Annotated in this window: 14 protein-coding genes and 1 tRNA gene; 8 read left to right on the top strand and 7 right to left on the bottom strand. The window is 37.4% G+C overall.

Translation table 11 applies throughout. The annotated features are described in order from the left end of the window. Window positions 1–3023: hypothetical protein (locus D017_RS02220; protein ID WP_035334453.1), on the bottom strand; the 3023-nt coding region annotated here is incomplete at its 3' end. Window positions 3024–3360: 337 nt separating this feature from the next. Between D017_RS02220 and D017_RS02215 the strand changes: the two genes are divergently transcribed. Then, window positions 3361–3436 (top strand) — tRNA-Gly (locus D017_RS02215). Between the two features lie 129 nt (window positions 3437–3565). On the opposite strand, the gene pepE is transcribed toward D017_RS02215, so the two are convergent. Next, on the bottom strand, window positions 3566–4270 hold the full coding sequence (gene pepE / locus D017_RS02210) for a dipeptidase PepE (protein ID WP_051583775.1): 705 nt from the start codon (window positions 4268–4270) through the stop codon (window positions 3566–3568). A 125-nt stretch (window positions 4271–4395) separates the two neighbouring features. Between pepE and D017_RS02205 the strand changes: the two genes are divergently transcribed. The 5 genes from D017_RS02205 to D017_RS02185 all read left to right on the top strand — a co-directional run bounded on the left by D017_RS02205 (window position 4396) and on the right by D017_RS02185 (window position 9695). Further along, window positions 4396–5199 (top strand): hypothetical protein, encoded by an 804-nt coding sequence (locus D017_RS02205; protein ID WP_152023846.1) that lies wholly within the window; start codon window positions 4396–4398, stop codon window positions 5197–5199. Then, window positions 5199–5996: a carboxypeptidase-like regulatory domain-containing protein gene (locus D017_RS02200; protein WP_035334450.1), complete on the top strand. Its 798-nt coding sequence runs from the start codon at window positions 5199–5201 to the stop codon at window positions 5994–5996. Before D017_RS02205 ends, D017_RS02200 begins: the two co-directional genes overlap by 1 nt. Further along, on the top strand, window positions 5989–6762 hold the full coding sequence (locus D017_RS02195) for a hypothetical protein (protein ID WP_035334449.1): 774 nt from the start codon (window positions 5989–5991) through the stop codon (window positions 6760–6762). The genes D017_RS02200 and D017_RS02195 overlap by 8 nt, the downstream gene beginning before the upstream one ends. Before the next feature lie 70 nt (window positions 6763–6832). Continuing rightward, the gene (locus D017_RS02190; RefSeq protein ID WP_035337848.1) at window positions 6833–7333 is read left to right on the top strand and encodes a DUF6702 family protein; all 501 of its coding nucleotides are present in this window, start codon (window positions 6833–6835) and stop codon (window positions 7331–7333) included. A 148-nt stretch (window positions 7334–7481) separates the two neighbouring features. Continuing rightward, window positions 7482–9695 (top strand): M1 family metallopeptidase, encoded by a 2214-nt coding sequence (locus D017_RS02185; protein ID WP_152023845.1) that lies wholly within the window; start codon window positions 7482–7484, stop codon window positions 9693–9695. 101 nt (window positions 9696–9796) lie between these two features. Here the strand turns inward: D017_RS02185 and D017_RS02180 are convergent, their stop codons facing one another. Beyond that, window positions 9797–10762, bottom strand: a complete 966-nt coding sequence (locus D017_RS02180; RefSeq protein WP_051583774.1) for a hypothetical protein — start codon at window positions 10760–10762, stop codon at window positions 9797–9799. Window positions 10763–10864: 102 nt separating this feature from the next. Between D017_RS02180 and D017_RS14890 the strand changes: the two genes are divergently transcribed. Both D017_RS14890 and D017_RS02170 read left to right on the top strand, forming a co-directional pair. Beyond that, complete coding sequence (locus D017_RS14890; RefSeq protein WP_051583773.1) at window positions 10865–11443, top strand: hypothetical protein; 579 nt, start codon at window positions 10865–10867, stop codon at window positions 11441–11443. Between the two features lie 9 nt (window positions 11444–11452). After that, window positions 11453–12091, top strand: a complete 639-nt coding sequence (locus tag D017_RS02170; RefSeq protein ID WP_035334447.1) for a hypothetical protein — start codon at window positions 11453–11455, stop codon at window positions 12089–12091. 68 nt (window positions 12092–12159) lie between these two features. Here the strand turns inward: D017_RS02170 and D017_RS14885 are convergent, their stop codons facing one another. From D017_RS14885 to arsB, 4 genes are all read right to left on the bottom strand, one after another. After that, window positions 12160–14871, bottom strand: coding sequence for an ATP-binding protein (locus tag D017_RS14885; protein WP_051583772.1), 2712 nt, complete (start codon window positions 14869–14871; stop codon window positions 12160–12162). Window positions 14872–15151: 280 nt separating this feature from the next. Next, complete coding sequence (locus tag D017_RS02160) at window positions 15152–15457, bottom strand: immunity 53 family protein (protein ID WP_035334445.1); 306 nt, start codon at window positions 15455–15457, stop codon at window positions 15152–15154. An 8-nt stretch (window positions 15458–15465) separates the two neighbouring features. Then, entirely contained in the window at window positions 15466–15999 is a 534-nt protein-coding gene (locus D017_RS02155) for an NUDIX hydrolase (RefSeq protein WP_035337834.1), read from the bottom strand. Window positions 16000–16187: 188 nt separating this feature from the next. Then, window positions 16188–17234, bottom strand: a complete 1047-nt coding sequence (gene arsB / locus D017_RS02150) for an ACR3 family arsenite efflux transporter (RefSeq protein ID WP_035334443.1) — start codon at window positions 17232–17234, stop codon at window positions 16188–16190.

Genomic DNA, 17234 nt, shown 5'->3' with positions numbered 1-17234 from the left:
TACGTTCCGTCTGCATTATCTGTAATGTCAGCTTTAGCTACGGTGATTGTTGCACCTGCTTCATTTGTGAATGTAACGTTTCCGTCAGTTTCATCAGAGATTGTAGTAACTGTTTCTGCAATTGTAAAAGCTGTTGCGTCTTCTGCGTTATAGGTAGCAATGGTGTTTGTAACTGCCGCTGTGTTTAAGTCAGTAACGTCTGTTATTGTTTCATCAATAACTTGATCGTTTCCTTCCTCATCTGTATAGGTTGCAATTGTTTTCACGGAAGTGGCAGTGTTATCATCAGAAATTGAAGTTATAGTTTCTTCAATGTTAGAAACAGTGCCATCGGCTTCTGTTATGGTAGCTATTACTTGTCCGTCATTGACATCAGCAATTACAATACCGTTTGTGTTAATGGTAACGTCTGATCCATCATTGTTTGTGAACGTGTATGTTCCGTCAGTATTATCTGTGATATCTGACTTAGCTACTGTTTGTGGATCTCCATTTTCATCAGTATATGTGATTAAACCGTCCATTGCGTCTGCAAAGGTTGTTACAGTTTCATTAATATCTGTTGCATTTCCTGCCGCGTCAGTAACCGTTGCAATTGTATTACCTGCCACAGTATTTGTGATATTAAAGCCGTTAGTGTCAATTACTGTGGTTATTCCAGTTTCATCGGTATAACCATAAGTTCCATTGCCATTATCAACTAGCGTTGATACAGAAGTATCTGCGATGGTCGTTGTTGTTCCGCTTGCGTCTGTGAAATCATATGTTCCGTCTCCATTATCTACGAGCGCTACTGTTCCAGCTGCCGCGTTTATTTCGTCTATGGCATCTTGCACGTTTGTTGCTACTAGTCCTGACGTTGTATTGTCATAAGGATTTGCAGAAGCGTTTGTGTCGATTACTTGTGTTGCTCCTGTTTCATCTGTGTAGGTGTATGTTCCGTCTGCGTTGTTAACGAGTGTCGAGATAGACGTATCTGCGATAGTCGTTGTAGTTCCGCTTGCGTCTGTGAAATCATACGTTCCGTTACCATTATCTACGAGCGCTACTGTTCCTGCTGCTGCGTTGATTTCGTCAATAGCGTCTTGCACGTTTGCTGCTACTAGCCCAGATGTTGAATTGTCATAAGGATTTGCAGAAGCGTTTGTGTCGATTATTTGTGTTGCTCCTGTTTCATCTGTGTAGGTGTATGTTCCGTCTGCGTTGTCAACGAGTGTAGAGATAGAGGTGTCTGCGATAGTTGTTGTCGTACCACTTGCGTCTGTGAAATCATACGTTCCGTCACCGTTATCTACGAGCGCTACTGTTCCTGCTGCTGCGTTGATTTCGTCAATAGCGTCTTGCACATTAGTTGCTACGAGTCCTGACGTTGTATTGTCATAAGGATTTGCAGAAGCGTTTGTGTCGATTACTTGTGTTGCTCCTGTTTCATCTGTGTAGGTGTATGTTCCATCTGCGTTGTCAACGAGTGTGGAGATAGACGTGTCTGCTATAGTTGTTGTCGTTCCGCTTGCGTCTGTGAAATCGTAAGTTCCATCGCCGTTATCTACTAGCGCTACCGTTCCAGCTGCTGCGTTTATTTCGTCTATGGCATCTTGCACATTAGTTGCTGCTAACCCAGAAGTTGTATTGTCATAAGGATTTGCAGAAGCGTTTGTGTCGATTACTTGAGTTGCTCCTGTTTCATCTGTGTAGGTGTATGTTCCGTCTGCGTTGTCAACAAGTGTCGAGATAGACGTATCTGCGATAGTTGTTGTCGTTCCGCTTGCGTCTGTGAAGTCGTACGTTCCATCGCCGTTATCTACGAGCGCTACTGTTCCTGCTGCAGCGTTGATTTCATCAATAGCTTCTTGCACGTTTGTTGCTACTAATCCAGAAGTTGTATTATCATAAGGATTAGCAGAAGCGTTTGTGTCGATTACTTGAGTCGCTCCTGTTTCATCTGTGTAGGTGTATGTTCCGTCTGCGTTGTCAACGAGTGTAGATAGTGATGTGTCAGCAATCGTGGTTTCGTTACCAAATACGTCAGTAAAAGTATAAGTGCCATCTCCATTGTCTACTAAAGTTACATTAACAGCACTTAAAGCTCCTGTAATTTCATCGATAGCATCCTGCACATTCGTAGCTGTTAGTCCAGATGCTGTGTTGTCATACGGATTTGCAGAGGCGTTTGTATCGATTAATTGAGTCGCCCCAGTTTCATCAGTGTAAGTATAAGTTCCATCTCCGTTATCAACCAATGTCGAAATAGATGTGTCTGTAATTGTTGTTGTAGTTCCGCTTGCGTCTGTGAAATCGTAAGTTCCATCGCCGTTATCAACGAGTGCAACTGTACCTACTGCGGCATTGATTTCTTCTATTGCTTCTTGTACGGTATCTGAGGAAAGTCCGGTGCCATTATTTTCAAAAATATTACCAGATGCAGTCGTATCAATTATTTGTGTTGCCCCAGTTTCATCTGTATACGTGTATGTTCCGTCTCCATTATCTACTAAAGTAGAAATCGAAGTATCTGCAATAGTAGTTGTGGTTCCGCTTGGGTCTGTAAAATTATAAGTTCCATCACCGTTGTCAATAATGGATACGTTTTCTATAGATGTATTGATTTCGTCTATGGCATCTTGTACGTTTGTCCCTACAAGTCCAGAGTTTGAGTTGTCGTACGGATTAGAAGAAGCCTGGGTGTTAATAATTTGAGAGTTTCCACTAGCATCTGTATAGGTGTATGTTCCATCATTATTATCAACAATCATTGACGCTATCTGGCATAAACTCTGCCAGTTTGCTCCTGTGTATTGGAAAAAGCAATTTTCATCAGTATTGAATACTAGAGCTCCAGAAAGTGGAGTGATAGCATTCATTTGACTTGTACTTATTCTTGTGGCAACTAACACCTTGCTGGTGCTCTCAAGTTCAAGAAGAGAAGAGCCATCAATTGTATTTGGATTGTCACCTATCTTTACCTGACCGAAGGCAGATAAGGATACTAATAAAAAGCTTGAAAGGATTAGTAATTTTTTCATTTGAGGTGTAATTAAATAGGGTAATTATATTTTAAGTTGGGATAAGCTATTTTGAACCTTTTTTAGTTAAAAATACCCATGTTAAGTCGGTCTAACTAGTTCTAAAATAAACTTTTTTTCGCCCTTAATTTTTGAAGGGAATTATGTGTGTTGATAATCAGTCTGTTCCGGATGAAGTGTATTTTTTTATCGATGAAATACATTTTTGCAGCAAATGTTGATGTGAAAATTTTTTTTGCATTTTTCTTGCAGGTATTCAAAAAAAAAGTATTTTTGCCTCGCTTTAATATCAAACAGATTTGATGTTAATACCTTTTGAAGCTTAGCTTCAATAAACGCGGGAGTAGCTCAGTTGGTAGAGCGTCAGCCTTCCAAGCTGAATGTCGCCAGTTCGAACCTGGTCTCCCGCTCCAATAGAAAAGGCTCTACATTAATGTAGAGCCTTTTTTTTTGGATTTAAATCACTACGCTATGTATATACGAGATTTAAACGTATTAGGATCTGTGGGTTATAAGAGGATGTTTTCGCGAAAGCGTAATTCTTAGAAAGTGAGAAGTGTATTTGTATCTATCTCGTAGGGAGTTTTGTTTTGTTCAAATATTCTAGCCGAAAGAGTTCCCTCTAAAATAATTTTTTTTCCTTCTACTCTTACCCAGCTTCCTTCTCTTAAACCTATCACGGGTACTGTATTATAAGCGTGATATTCTTTTATTCTAGTTTCTCTAGTCTCTCCCATGTGGGTAGAGTTTGTGTCTGGATCTAAATAATGCGGATTGATATTAAAAGGAACCATCCCTAGTGTCTTAAAGCTAGGAGGGTAGATTATGGGCATGTCATTTGTAGTTTGCATCGTAAGTCCACAAATATTACTTCCAGCACTAGTCCCTAAGTATGGAGTGCCTTTAAGTAATACTTCTCTGAGTGGTTGCATCACCGCATTTTTATATAGCTGGTTTACTAAAACAAATGTATTCCCACCACCTGTAAAAATTCCTTGGGCAACCTTTATAGCTTCTGCAGCGTCTTTATAAGTATGAATCCCTATTACCTTCTTATTGATTTTTGAGAATGCTTTCTGAGCAATGGCTGTATAATCGTCATGAGTTATGCCTCCTGGTCGTGCGTATGGGATAAATAATATCTCATCGACACCGGTATATAGTTTTTTAAGGGTAGGGAGTAAATATTCTAGATAAGCACTGCCATGAATAGTGGAGGTGCTTGCTATGATAAGGTTTTTAGACATTGTAAAGCTTTGGGTAAAAATACAAACTAGTGATCATGTGATTGCCAATTAACAAAATTTTAGAGCTGTATTGATTGTTTTTTGGGGTAGTTACAGTTTTCTTTGAAAAGACTAACTGATTGTAAATGAGATTCTTTTTGCTGGTAATGTTTATGTATGGCACCATTTTAAATGGTCAAGAATCTCGTGAAATTACGGGGAAGTTACTTAATATAAAGGATGATGTAGGGCAAGTGACAGTAGCCAATATCACAACAAAAAAAGCAACCATCACTAGTGCTAATGGCACATTCAATATTGAGGTACGCAAAGGAGATACACTAATAATTAAAGCACTGCAGTTTAAAACAGAACGACTAACGGTTACTAATAAGATATATGATAGTGGGTTAATTGAAGTGTTTATGACTCCTGATGTGAGCGAACTACAAACGGTTCAATTATCAAATAATGGGCTATCAGGTAATATTAAGAAAGATGCAAAGGAAGTAAAACTTGTTGTTAGACCTAAGGCGCTTGGTGCTAAGAGAAAGCCCATTGCCGTCGAATATCGCAGATTGCATACAGCAACATCAAAACCGCCAGATCAGGTAGGTAGGCAAAATTTTAGGTTAGATGTTTCATTAGATGGAATTCTCAATAAGCTTTCTGGAAAGACTAAACGTCTTAAAAGAGCGGTTGAGATTATGGAATATCAAAAAAGGGTTGATCAACTGAGAAACTATTATGCAGATGCTGTTTTTACTAGTTCGCTACAAATACCAGAAGAATACATTGATGATTTTACTTTTTGGGTGCTTAAAGATGACGAGCAGTTAAAAGATGTTGATTTAAAAAATAAGCTCAGTACGCTGGAGTATTTACTGTCTAAGCAAAAAGAATATAAGATTTTGCTCCTAGCACAAGGTGCGCAACTTAAAGGGAATTAATGAAAAGACTATTACTACTTATAATATCTACTGTTGCCTTTTCGGGATTAGGTCAAGAAACAATAACCCTTACCGGTACCGTTCTTAACGATACGATAGGCGTCAGTCAACTCAATATTGTCAATCTTACGCTTAAAAGAGGGGCTACCACAAATGCAAATGGAGTTTTTGAAATTCCCGTAAGAGTACATGACACGCTCAATATTAGTGCTGTACAATATGAGAGTAGACAGATTGTTGTGACTCCAGTAATATATGGTAGAGGCAAGATTTCCTTTTACTTAGAACCCAAGGTGAATGAACTAGACGAGGTTGTTGTGAGTAATATAACCTTAAGTGGCGATTTAGCTAAAGATTTAAGTACTGTTCCTTTGCAAGTTTTTATAGATCCTAGAGACTTAGGTATTCCAGCAAATGCTAGACCTACCATGACTGCCGAAGAACGCAGGTATTATGGAGCAACAGGAGGTGCAGGCCCACTAGGGTCGCTTATAAATGCGATAAGTGGTCGCACAAAAATGCTCAAAAATCAGCTGAAGATTTCAAAATTCAGAGCCTTAGTGGAAGGCAGTAGAGATAACTTTAATGACAGTATGTACATCAAGTCACTCAATATTCCTGATGAGCTTATTTTAGATTTTGTTTATTATGTTTTTGAGGATGAGCGAGCAGAGGCAATAGCAAACGAAGGTAATACTTTGGGGTTGCTAGACTTTATGCTCACAAAATCTCCCGTATATTTGAAACTAAAAGCCGCCGAAGGCACCTTACCTACAAATGATAAGAACAATGAATAAATATCTACTACTAGCACTGTTATTTGTGAGTGCGCTCACGGCGATGAGTCAGGAGGCCATTATGCTAGAGGGGCAAGTTCTTAATGACACTATAGATAAGGCAAATCTTACGATTGTAAACCTTTCCTTAAAACGTGGAACTATAACTTCTAGTAATGGGCAATTTGCTATAGAAGCTCGCCTTAATGATACTATTAATATAAGCGCTGTGCAATACGAGCCCAGACAATTTGTTGTGAATGAGACCATGTATAATCGAGGTAGGATCACCTTATATCTTATCCCTAAAATCACAGAGTTAGATCAAGTAAACATAAGTAATATAGACCTCACAGGAGATATTACTAAAGATATAGGAAGCACAACTTATGAGCCTAAAATCACACCTACAGATCTAGGTATTCCGGAGAATACTGCACCACCTCGCACTGTTGAAGAACGTCGCTATCATACAGCTATATCTAGTGGTGGAGGTATACCTATAGATGGACTCATAAACTCCATTACCGGTAGATTAAAGATGCTCAAAAAGCATATTGAAGTTTCTAGATTTGAAAAATTGGTTCAAGAAAGCAGGTATGCGTTTTCAGATAGTATTTATATGAATGAGCTCAATATTGAGAAAGAATATATAGAAGATTTTGTTTATTATACTTTTGAAGACCCTAAAGCAAAGGAGCTGGTTGATGCAAATAATGCATTAGGTTTGCTGGATTTTATGATTGAAAAATCTGCAGCATATAGATCTTTGATGAATAAAAATTAAGCTGTGGCATATTTGTTGAAAACGAATAAGTATGCTTTCGCGAAAGCGTAACACATCCATTAATCTCACTATGAAAAAAATCATTCTACTTCTAGTTGTTGCACCTTTAATTATGGCAGCATCAATCCATAAGTACTATCTAAGCGTTACAGACCTTAATTATAATGTTGAGGCACAATCTATCCAGATAATCACTCGATTGTTTTATGACGATCTAGAAGCGGTAATTCAAGAGCGTTATGACACCGATGTTGTTGTTGATGCGGCATCAGATCAAGAAGAGCTTGATAAGTATCTCGTAAAATACTTTCAAAAAAAGATGCTTATTACTGTAAACGGAGAGCAACGCGAGATGAATTTTGTGGGTAAAAAGTATGAGGACGACTACGTAGTTTGTTATTTAGAAGTGCTTGATGTTACGGCAATAAATACGTTTGAAATTGAGAGCACATTACTGATGGATGTATTTCCAGATCAGAAAAATATGGTTCATACCACCATAGCTGGAAAAAAGAAAAGCTTTCTACTCACTGCGGCAAATGCTAAAGGCTTGTTAAAATTTACCAAATAAAGACTTAACCCCTTTATTGTTTGGCTATTTTTAAGCGATAAAACAAATTCAACAAACTTATGATTCGTTACACGTATATGCTGCTCGCGGCATTTTTACTTCTAGGACAAGCGCTTTTGCTCAAGAAGAACAAACACAAGAGCGTCCTATGGGACACGAAAACACAAACAGGTTTAGACAGCTTTACAATGAGATGTCTACTCCTAATGAGTATAGAACTGCTTCTGGTGCGCCTGGTCACGCGTACTACCAGAACACTGCAGACTATAAAATGTCTATTAACCTTAATGATGACACACAGATTATCAATGGTTCTGAGACTATTACCTACACAAATAACTCACCAGACGATCTTGAGTACTTATGGGTACAACTTGATCAAAACGTGAGAGAAAAAGACTCTCCAGCAAAAGAAAAAAATGGAGGAGGAGTAGGAGCTGTATCTCAGCCAGGTTCTTTTGTAGGTTCTTTTATGAAAAGTGAGCCTTTTGACGGAGGTTTTAAAATTCAAGAGGTAAAGGCAAACGGTCGTGACTTAAAGCACACTATTAACTGGACCATGATGCGTATTGATATGCCACAACCACTTAAGGCTGGAGATACTTACACATTTTCTATAAAATGGAGTTACCTTGTTCCTGAGCACACAGTAGATCGTGCTCGTTCTGGATATGAAACATATGCAGACGGTAATAAAGGATACATTATTGCTCAGTTTTTCCCAAGAATGGCAGTGTATAATGATGTAGAAGGATGGCAGAACTACCAGTTCTGGGGTAATGGAGAATTTGCATTACCATTTGGTGATTACGAAGTAGACATTACAGTTCCTAAAGATCACTTACTCGATGGTACAGGTGAGATCACAAACTTAAAAGAAGTTTACAGCAAAGAAGAAATGAAGCGCTGGGAGCAGGCAAAGAAGTCTTATGACAAGCCTGTGATTATCCGTACACAAGCAGAGGCAGAGAAGCTTGCTGCAGGAAATGTAAAAGCAACTCAAACTTGGAAGCTTAAAGCTCAAAATGTTCGTGATTTTGCATTTACGTCTTCTCGTCGCTATATCATGGATGCTCAAGCAGTAAAATTTCCAGAGCGTGATGTAATGGCAATTTCTATCTACCCTCCAGAAGGAAACCCATTATGGGAAGAGTACTCTACTAAGGCGATTGTACAAACACTTGATACATATTCAAAATATACATTTAACTACCCTTACCCTAAAGCGATCTCAGTACACGCAAAAGGACAAGGAATGGAGTACCCTATGATTTGCTGGAACTATGGACGTCCTAATGAGGATGGAACTTATAGTGACAGAACAAAATTCGGGATGATCTCTGTAATCATACACGAGGTAGGTCACAACTACTTTCCTATGATTGTAAACAGTGATGAGCGCCAGTGGGGATGGATGGATGAAGGTCTAGATACCTTTATGCAGTTTCTTACAGAGCAAGAATTTGGACAGAACTTCCCAGAAGCAATTAAAGGAAATGACGCATACCCATCTAGACGAGGGGCGCCATCAAAAATTGTAGGATACATGAAGGGAAATCAAGAATATATTGCACCTATCATGTCTAACCCAGAAAATGCTTTCAACCTTGGTGCAAATGCATATGGTAAGCCAGCAACGGCTTTAAATATACTTCGTGAGACAGTAATGGGGCATGAGCTTTTTGACCATGCATTTAAAACGTACGCTCAGAGATGGATGTTTAAACACCCAAGTCCAGAAGATTTCTTCCGTACTATGGAAGATGCATCTGCAGTAGATCTTGACTGGTTCTGGAGAGGATGGTTCTATAGCACAGAAGCTGTAGATATTGGTCTCAAAGAAGTAAAGCAATACTACGTTACAGATAATGTGACCACGGCTGGTAAAGAATTACTTGCTCGTTACGGTGTTACAGATCCTAGCGCTATTGAAGCTATCTATGTAGTAGATGAAGATAGCCCAGAGTTTACAGAAGATATGAGAGGTAGAGATATTTTAGAATCTTCGGCTACACTTAAGGAATATCTTATGGACAACTTTACTCCAGAAGAGCGTGCAAAAATCAACACACCTAAGTTTTTATATAAAGTTGTTTTTGAAAAGCCAGGAGGAATCCCAATGCCTATCATCGTAGAGTATGAATATGCAGACGGAACTAAGAAAAAAGTTACGTATCCAGCTCAAGTATGGAGAAAGAATGATGCAGAAGTAAGTAAAGCAATCGCATCAGATAAGGAAATCGTTAAGATTACTGTAGATCCAGATCTTGAAACAGCAGATATTGATACTGATAACAACAGCTGGCCAAAAGCAAAAAAGCTAGGTGAGTTTGATAAGTTCAAAAATCAAAATAAAGGATAATACTAGTTTCGCTTTCGCGAAAAAGTGAAAAACTGCTTCTCCATCGAGAAGCAGTTTTTTTTTGCTCTTATTTAATTAGCTTGTGATTACTTAAGCTATATCTATTCAAAACCTAGCACATCACTTGCCGAAATTAATTGCACGAGAGCGTCAATCTTATCTTGTATTTTTTTAAAAAACAAATGTTGTTCCCGCTCTCCTGCAGTATTTAAAAACTTACTCTGCTGTAATTGCTCTTTGATATATAAATGAGCTTGTTCGCAGGTTTTTGTGTCAGAGGTTTCAAAGTAGCTTAAAAAAGTAAAGGGAACATAAAAAGCCTTCTTGTAAGGTGTGTCTATTAATACAGTGTTGTTCATAAGTAACAATTCGTTATGATAGATTTTTAGATCACTGTCTTTTTTACTTACTTCTGTAGATATGCTTTGTAGTAATTCTGATAGGTGGTTGCATAATGATGTGGCCGTTTCTATACTGAGCATGCCTGCTTGGTAATAGAATAGTATTTGTTTAAGCGTACTATTAAAAGTAGTTGTATCCCAGATTTCAGTCTTCGGAATACCTTTATATAAATCACCAAGTTTCTTGGCTGCTTCAATCACAGATAATGGAATTTTATAAGCCTCAAAGGAAATCCGTTTTTCTGAAGACGATAGTAAACGAAGCCAGACATATATTTTAAAACGCGTGAGTAAATTTCCCGCAAGGGTATGAAAAATAGGAATATCCTTAGCCGAATAATAAAGAGTAACGTCTTTTGAGGAGGTTAAGGAAGCCACAGAAATTGAAGAGCTATTAAAATAGTGTTCTAGATCTGTTGGCGTTTTAATTTGTTGCGTTTTTCTCATAGCAACAATATTGTTTAACCCATCTTCTTTAAGAACATCTAGCGAGCAATTAAAATAAGACGCTAGTTGCACGCTTTCCTCTAGAGAAAGCTTGCTTTTACCGCTAGTTCTCCTATGAGCAGCATCATAACTGATATCAAGCGCAGTGGCTATAGCATCATTTATTGAACTATCGGAGGGCAGTAAGGCATTAATATGTTTGATAAGCTTAGCTTGCATGATTTGTGATTTTCACAAAAATATATGCATAAATACTTAAAACACACCATTCATGGTGTGAAAAGTACAATAGATTTACAGTGGTAATTAAAAAATACTGCTATGGAAATATTTGCAAAGGGAACCGTTATTGTTTTATTATTCATGATGACAAGTTGTGCATCATACAGCCCTAGAATGATTAATAAGGCAAAGCATAAGATAGATGCAGCATCGATATCTTTGTTAAGTGGTACTTATGATATGCACGTCTTACAACGATACGGTCGCAAGGGCGATGTTCAAGAGCCTTATGAGGGCGGTTATTACAAAGCCTTTAGGCATCTTGAGGTAGATGATAAGGAATATGATAGTTTGTCTAATTATACGATTACCTTAAAGCTAGTAAATGATAAAAACTTAAAGGCAGTTCTTTTAAAAGATGGTAATCCAGTAGATACTACAGTGATTGCAGGTAGGTTAAAAGGAAATGGATTATTTCATTTTAAAGGTGAAAACCTTGACTGCACTGGCATTCCATATATACTGGGTGGGTGTACAGCTAGTAAAACACGAATAGGACTTACTAAAGAAGGTAATCTTCTTGTAAATTATGCATATTCCTCAGAAGGTGCGTTGTTGCTCATTTTTGGGGCAGGAGTCTCATATAATACGGTTCATAGTTTTTCTAGAATCAGATAATCTAGCGTTATGAGAATTGTAAAAATCATACATACAACACTGGTAGTTTTTTTGTTTGTAGTGGGTAGGAGTATTTCGCAAGCTTCTTTACCAGAAGAGGGTAGTCTGGGAGCTCACATAAGCCTCTCGGTAGGTGCATATGTTCCTATATCAAATCTTAAGAAAGCAATTAACACAAGCTCTTATTTAAGTATTACAGGAGGCATTAAGCTTAATGATAAATGGCGATTAGACCCGTCGCTTACCCTATTTTTTCCTCAATCTAATGAGCGTGTTTTTATTATGGCGGGTGACAGTGTTGTTAAAGGACGAATAAATTCATTAAGTGGTCATCTAGGCGCTTTTATAAATCGAGTTGAAAGAATAGATAGCCGTACGTTTATAGAAGCTCGTGTGGGAACGGGTTTTAGTTTCTTGCAAACGGATACTATGAAACCGGATGTGCCAGAAGATAGTGACGATAACTTTTATGGCAGTGAGACTATATTTTTAAGTGCAGGACTAGGAATCACAGTTTTTGCCTTTGAGCACAGCTATATAGGTCTAATGATGAATTATTACTTTACACCTTATAATTTATTTTCTCAAAATTTTAATAGCTCCTTTGGTAATCAAGCTATGAGTATTGGTGTTACGTATGGCTTGTGATTTTATTTTGAGGGCTTTTTGTTGTGATGCTAAGTGATTCTGAGATTTCTAAAAAGAAGAGTAAGCTACTATCCTCTCTTTAATTCTATAAGTATAATATTTACATCAAGAAGCGATTTAGTATATATCTGTTGTAGTTGTTCTACATATTTTTGAGCAGTTTCAATAGTTCCTGAAGGAGTAGTGTGTTTCTCTATTTGCTGTAAGATATATCCTTGTTGAGTCATTCCGAGGTTCATAAAACTAGATTTAATCTTATGAGCAAGGCCACTAGCTCTTTGATAAAAACCTCTTTCCATACATGTAATAAGGCTCTTGTAATCGCTTGGGGTATCTGCTATAAATACTTCTAGTAATGATATGATGAATTCTTCATCATTGTCAAACGTTTCTCTCAACTTACTCATATTCACCACACTGCTTAAGGACTTGTCGCTTGTTGTAGATGATTCTAAATCATACAAATCTTCGTTAGAGATGAGCCAATAAAGCACTTCTTTAAGAGCATCTTCCTCAAGTGGTTTTGTAAGGTAAAAGTCAATGCCTGCTTTGATTGCTTCTTTTCTTGATTCTGGAAAAACATCGGCAGAGCAGATGACTATGGGTGTCTTTTTTAGAGCATATTTTCTTGATTCTCTAATCGCAGATATTGCTTCTATGCCGCCTAGAATAGGCATATGCATGTCCATAAGGATGAGGTTGTAATATCCCTTTGGAGCATTTTTATATATTTCTACAGCTTCTTGTCCATTTGAAGCCATAGCGACATCAATCCCTAACCTATTAAGAAGTTGAGAAATGTAAAACTGATTCATGGTATTGTCTTCTGCAACGAGCACTTTTAGGCCTTGAAGTTGCTTGTCATTTGAGGTGCGTGTCTTTACGGTTTCCTCAGTGCTTTGCAATTTACTTTTAAGAAGTGGTATTGTAAAACAAAAACTAGAACCCACGCCAAGTGTGCTACTAGCCGTTAATGTACCATGTTGTAGATTTATAAGTTCTTTGGTGATAGCAAGGCCTAATCCAGTGCCGCCTACTTTGGAATTTTCAGTTTCTTCCACTTGATAGAAACTGTCAAATATGCTATTAATTTTATCTTCAGATATGCCAATTCCTGTATCCTTTACCTCAAAGCTTATATCGATATTTTCTTCATCTGTAGCGATTGCATTTACAATAATTTCGATCTTTCCTTCATTTGTAAACTTTATGGCATTACCTATAAGGTTAGTGAGAATCTGGTTGATTCTAAATTGATCACCTATGACAATATCAGGAACTTTGGGATCTATCAGCGTCTGCACCTCGACACCTTTTTCGTTTGCTTTGGAAGCAAAACCATTGGCGAGCGAAATGATCACTTTTCTGATGTTAAAGTCATAAGATTGAATGGATAGTTTTCCGGCTTCTATCTTAGAAAAATCAAGAATATCATTAACAATAGACAAAAGATTTTTTGCCGAAAAATCAATCCCTTCTATGTTCTTTTTAAAAAGCTCTGGATCCTCATTATCACTTTTACTAATAATATCTGCGAGACCTAATATCACATTAAGAGGTGTTCTTATCTCGTGACTCATATTTGATAAGAAAGTAGCTTTGGCTTTAGCAGCGCGTTGAGCATGCTCCATTTCCTTATTAATGGTCTCTAGTGTATCTTTTTTCTTGGTGATATTTTTTAGAAAAATACTGTACGTATCAGTGTTCTCAGAGAAGTTATTTGATGTCGAAATTTCAAAATATTCACTCTTTCCATCTGCCGTGGTGATGGTAATGTCACGGCGTAAGCCTAGCACTTCTTTATCGTGGGAGTAAGCGATATCCTCAATATCTCTTTGTAATTGCAGACCTATACTAGGAGGAAGTAGGTCATAAATATTTTTTGGGTTTGCCTCCAAGTCCTTTAATTGAAAAACTTTTCTAGCCTTGTAATTGCCATATAAAATCTTTCCTGAGCTGTCAAAAATTATTGCTTTATCAAGCATATTTTCTAGTGCAGAAAATAATAAGGTGCTACCTTCCTGATCTTGCGATGTTGTAATTGCAGGTGCTTCCTTTTGGGTTGGCGCTGTAATTTGTGTACTCACAGTAGTAGCTTTCTTTTCTACTACTTTTTCAGGTATGTAATATGTTATTTTATCTACCGTCTCAAGGTGTTCAAAGTAATTCTGGAAGTCGTTACACCATTCTTCATAAGGATAAGTAGTGCTATTCTTTATTGTTTTTGAGGTAATTTCTACATGCAGCTGTTCTATGTATTCTCTTATCTTCCTTCTGCAAGATAAATAGTGAACCATATCCTCTTTAAGTAGGCTATAGTCTATTTCCTTTTTGATGGTGAACTCAGGTGATAATATGCTAAAATAGTTTACAAGTGTAGTAGCTTTATCAAAACAATATAGAGCAAATGTATAAGCAAGTTTGATTTCTTGAACACGGTCTTGTACCTCAAGAACCTTAAATGGAGGCGTGCTAGCAATTTCCGGAAATGTAGATGATAACTCGTTTCTTAAACTACTTCTAGATCCTAAAAAACCAGCATCATAAACCAATAAATAGTTTTCGATGGTGAGGTATAAATGAACTAGCTGAAATTGTGCAGTATTTTCATCTGCGCTTAGGCTTGTTTTTTTTACCTTTTTCTTTATTTCATCTAGTTTATCAGAGTTGAATCCTTGATTATAAAAATGCGCTAAAAAATCAACGTATTGATCAGAGCTTCCCTCTTCTGAAAGAGGAGCTTCCGACTTTTTTAAAAAACGATTTATGAAATTGCTCATTAATAAATAGTGTTCCTACGCTAGAAATTCTAAAGTATTACTTTTTTTATTTTTTGACAATAAATTAGCCTAGAATAAGGGTCTAAAAAGCTCATTATTAATCTATTTGCAATGTTTGCTCCTAAAGATTGCCGTGTTGTTAATGTATTAAGGAAAGGTAATCTCTGAGTGACCATGAACGAGTTTACGCTTTCGCGAAAGCGTACCCAATAAAGTCGCCGCTAAGTCAAAGAGGGTTGGAATTATTTATAAATAGAAAATGAATTATTGTCTGAAGGTTTTATGCTTCGATTCCCTCAATTTTCTCTACAGTTTCTCTAAAAAGACCTAGTAGAAATTTCAATTTTCCAACATCACCTGAAGCGCTGAATCTTTGGTTTTCAATTTTTACACCATACCAATCATCTTTACCGTTTTCATTAAGAATCCACGGTATGGTGATCATAGCTAGGGATGTGTTTGAGACGTCAATCTCGATCTCCCATCCTGGATTATCTAATGTTGTGATCTGGATAACTTCTCCTTGCTCCCAGTCGCCATCACAATTTCCTTTAAACCAATCTTGTATCCAATCTATTATCTCCATGTTGTTTTTTATAAGTGGTTATGGTTGTCAAGCTGTGCTGCGATAAGAGTGAGTAAATAGGTTTCTCTCACGATAGACATTCCTTGTTTGTCACTAGTTGCTATCGTATGTTCATTGTGAGCAATCGCCTCTTTAATATCTATCCAGACAGCCTTCATACCATTATTTTTCTCGTAATCTTCTAGTCTTGAATCCCCCAGCGTTTTATTAACGTCACAAGTGTAGCAATATGAAATCATGTGCTGCACATCATAGTCTGGTTTATAGCAAGGTCTATATTCTTCATAAATCCCAAAGGGTTTTATGTTTTGTATTCCCCTTGCACCAGTCTCCTCGTTGAGTTCTCTCATCATCCCAACAATCATATCTTCACCTTCATCGAGACCTCCACCGGGAAGACTGTAGTCCTCATATCGATCTGTATACATGAGCAAGATGCGGTTACCTTGTGTAGTAATACTTCTGGTACTCAATCGCTGTATAATTTTTTTATTATCTAGCGTGGTGATATCAGGGTGAAAGTGAGTTTTTAGATGTCGCACAAAATGTAATTCTATGAACTTGCAAAAGTAAGCACTGAATCCCACGCAAAGCGGCTTTTGTGAACTAAAATGACTTAGCGCTAGGGAGTTTGAAAGAAAAGATTACCGACTCCTAGTTAACATTAAATAAAAAAGAGGTTTACTTATATTTAAGTAAACCTCTCTTCCTTTACTGTAATAAGTTTGTACTATACTGCTGCTTTCTTGTAATATTTTTTACGTAACCAGAAAGAAACGCGCACCAGTAATATCAACGCTGGCACCTCTACTAGCGGACCAATAACGCCTGTAAATGCTTGTCCAGAATTAAGTCCAAATACGGCAATGGCTACTGCAATGGCAAGTTCAAAATTGTTTCCTGCGGCTGTAAAAGCAACCGCAGTTGTTTTGTCATATTCTGCGCCAGTTGCTTTGGTCACAAAGAAACCTATGATAAACATCAATGTGAAGTATATAAGCAATGGTATGGCGATAATAACTACGTCCATTGGTATTTGAACTATGAGTTCCCCTTTAAGAGAAAACATCACAACAATTGTAAAAAGTAGCGCAATTAAGGTTAATGGGGATATGGTAGGGATAAAAGTGTTTGTATACCAAAACTCTCCTTTTAGTTTAACCAAGATAAGTCGGCTTGCGATACCTAATAAAAAGGGTAGTCCTAAATATATGGCTACGCTCTCTGCTATGGTTGCAATAGAGATATCAATTATAGCACCTTCAAATCCAAAATAGGGTGGAAGGACCGTTATAAACAACCAGGCATAAAAGCTATATGCAAACACTTGAAAGACGCTGTTAAGTGCGACAAGCCCTGCACCATACTCACTACTTCCCTCGGCGAGATCATTCCATACTAGTACCATAGCGATGCATCTCGCAAGACCTATTAAAATAAGCCCGACCATATATTCAGGATAATCCCTCAGGAATGTAATCGCTAGTATAAACATCAACACTGGACCTACAATCCAGTTAAGTAATAGCGAGATAGAAAGAATCTTTGTGTTTTTAAATACCTTAGGTAAGAGTGCATAATTCACTTTGGCAAGCGGTGGATACATCATTAATATTAATCCTATCGCGATAGGGATATTTGTGGTTCCGCTGTTAAATGAATTTATGACATCTGGAAAAGAAGGGGTAAAATACCCCAGACTAACGCCTATAGCCATCGCTACAAAAATCCATAACGTAAGATTTCTATCTAAAAAGTTTAATTTCTTTGGTGCCAT

Origin of the sequence: Dokdonia sp. PRO95 (assembly GCF_000355805.1) — a bacterium.
GTDB lineage: Bacteria > Bacteroidota > Bacteroidia > Flavobacteriales > Flavobacteriaceae > Dokdonia.
The sequence above is the reverse complement of the archived record's forward strand: the minus strand, read 5'-3'. Positions and strand labels throughout refer to the sequence as shown.

Excerpts from the sequence above, each read along its gene's own strand:
- D017_RS02185 (WP_152023845.1), top strand. The coding sequence starts at position 7,482 with ATGGGACACGAAAACACAAACAGGTTTAGACAGCTTTACAATGAGATG.
- D017_RS02180 (WP_051583774.1), bottom strand. The coding sequence starts at position 10,762 with ATGCAAGCTAAGCTTATCAAACATATTAATGCCTTACTGCCCTCCGAT.
- D017_RS02170 (WP_035334447.1), top strand. The coding sequence starts at position 11,453 with ATGAGAATTGTAAAAATCATACATACAACACTGGTAGTTTTTTTGTTT.
- pepE (WP_051583775.1), bottom strand. The coding sequence starts at position 4,270 with ATGTCTAAAAACCTTATCATAGCAAGCACCTCCACTATTCATGGCAGT.
- D017_RS02195 (WP_035334449.1), top strand. The coding sequence starts at position 5,989 with ATGAATAAATATCTACTACTAGCACTGTTATTTGTGAGTGCGCTCACG.
- D017_RS02190 (WP_035337848.1), top strand. The coding sequence starts at position 6,833 with ATGAAAAAAATCATTCTACTTCTAGTTGTTGCACCTTTAATTATGGCA.
- D017_RS02160 (WP_035334445.1), bottom strand. The coding sequence starts at position 15,457 with ATGGAGATAATAGATTGGATACAAGATTGGTTTAAAGGAAATTGTGAT.
- D017_RS02205 (WP_152023846.1), top strand. The coding sequence starts at position 4,396 with ATGAGATTCTTTTTGCTGGTAATGTTTATGTATGGCACCATTTTAAAT.
- arsB (WP_035334443.1), bottom strand. The coding sequence starts at position 17,234 with ATGGCACCAAAGAAATTAAACTTTTTAGATAGAAATCTTACGTTATGG.
- D017_RS14885 (WP_051583772.1), bottom strand. The coding sequence starts at position 14,871 with ATGAGCAATTTCATAAATCGTTTTTTAAAAAAGTCGGAAGCTCCTCTT.
- D017_RS14890 (WP_051583773.1), top strand. The coding sequence starts at position 10,865 with ATGGAAATATTTGCAAAGGGAACCGTTATTGTTTTATTATTCATGATG.
- D017_RS02200 (WP_035334450.1), top strand. The coding sequence starts at position 5,199 with ATGAAAAGACTATTACTACTTATAATATCTACTGTTGCCTTTTCGGGA.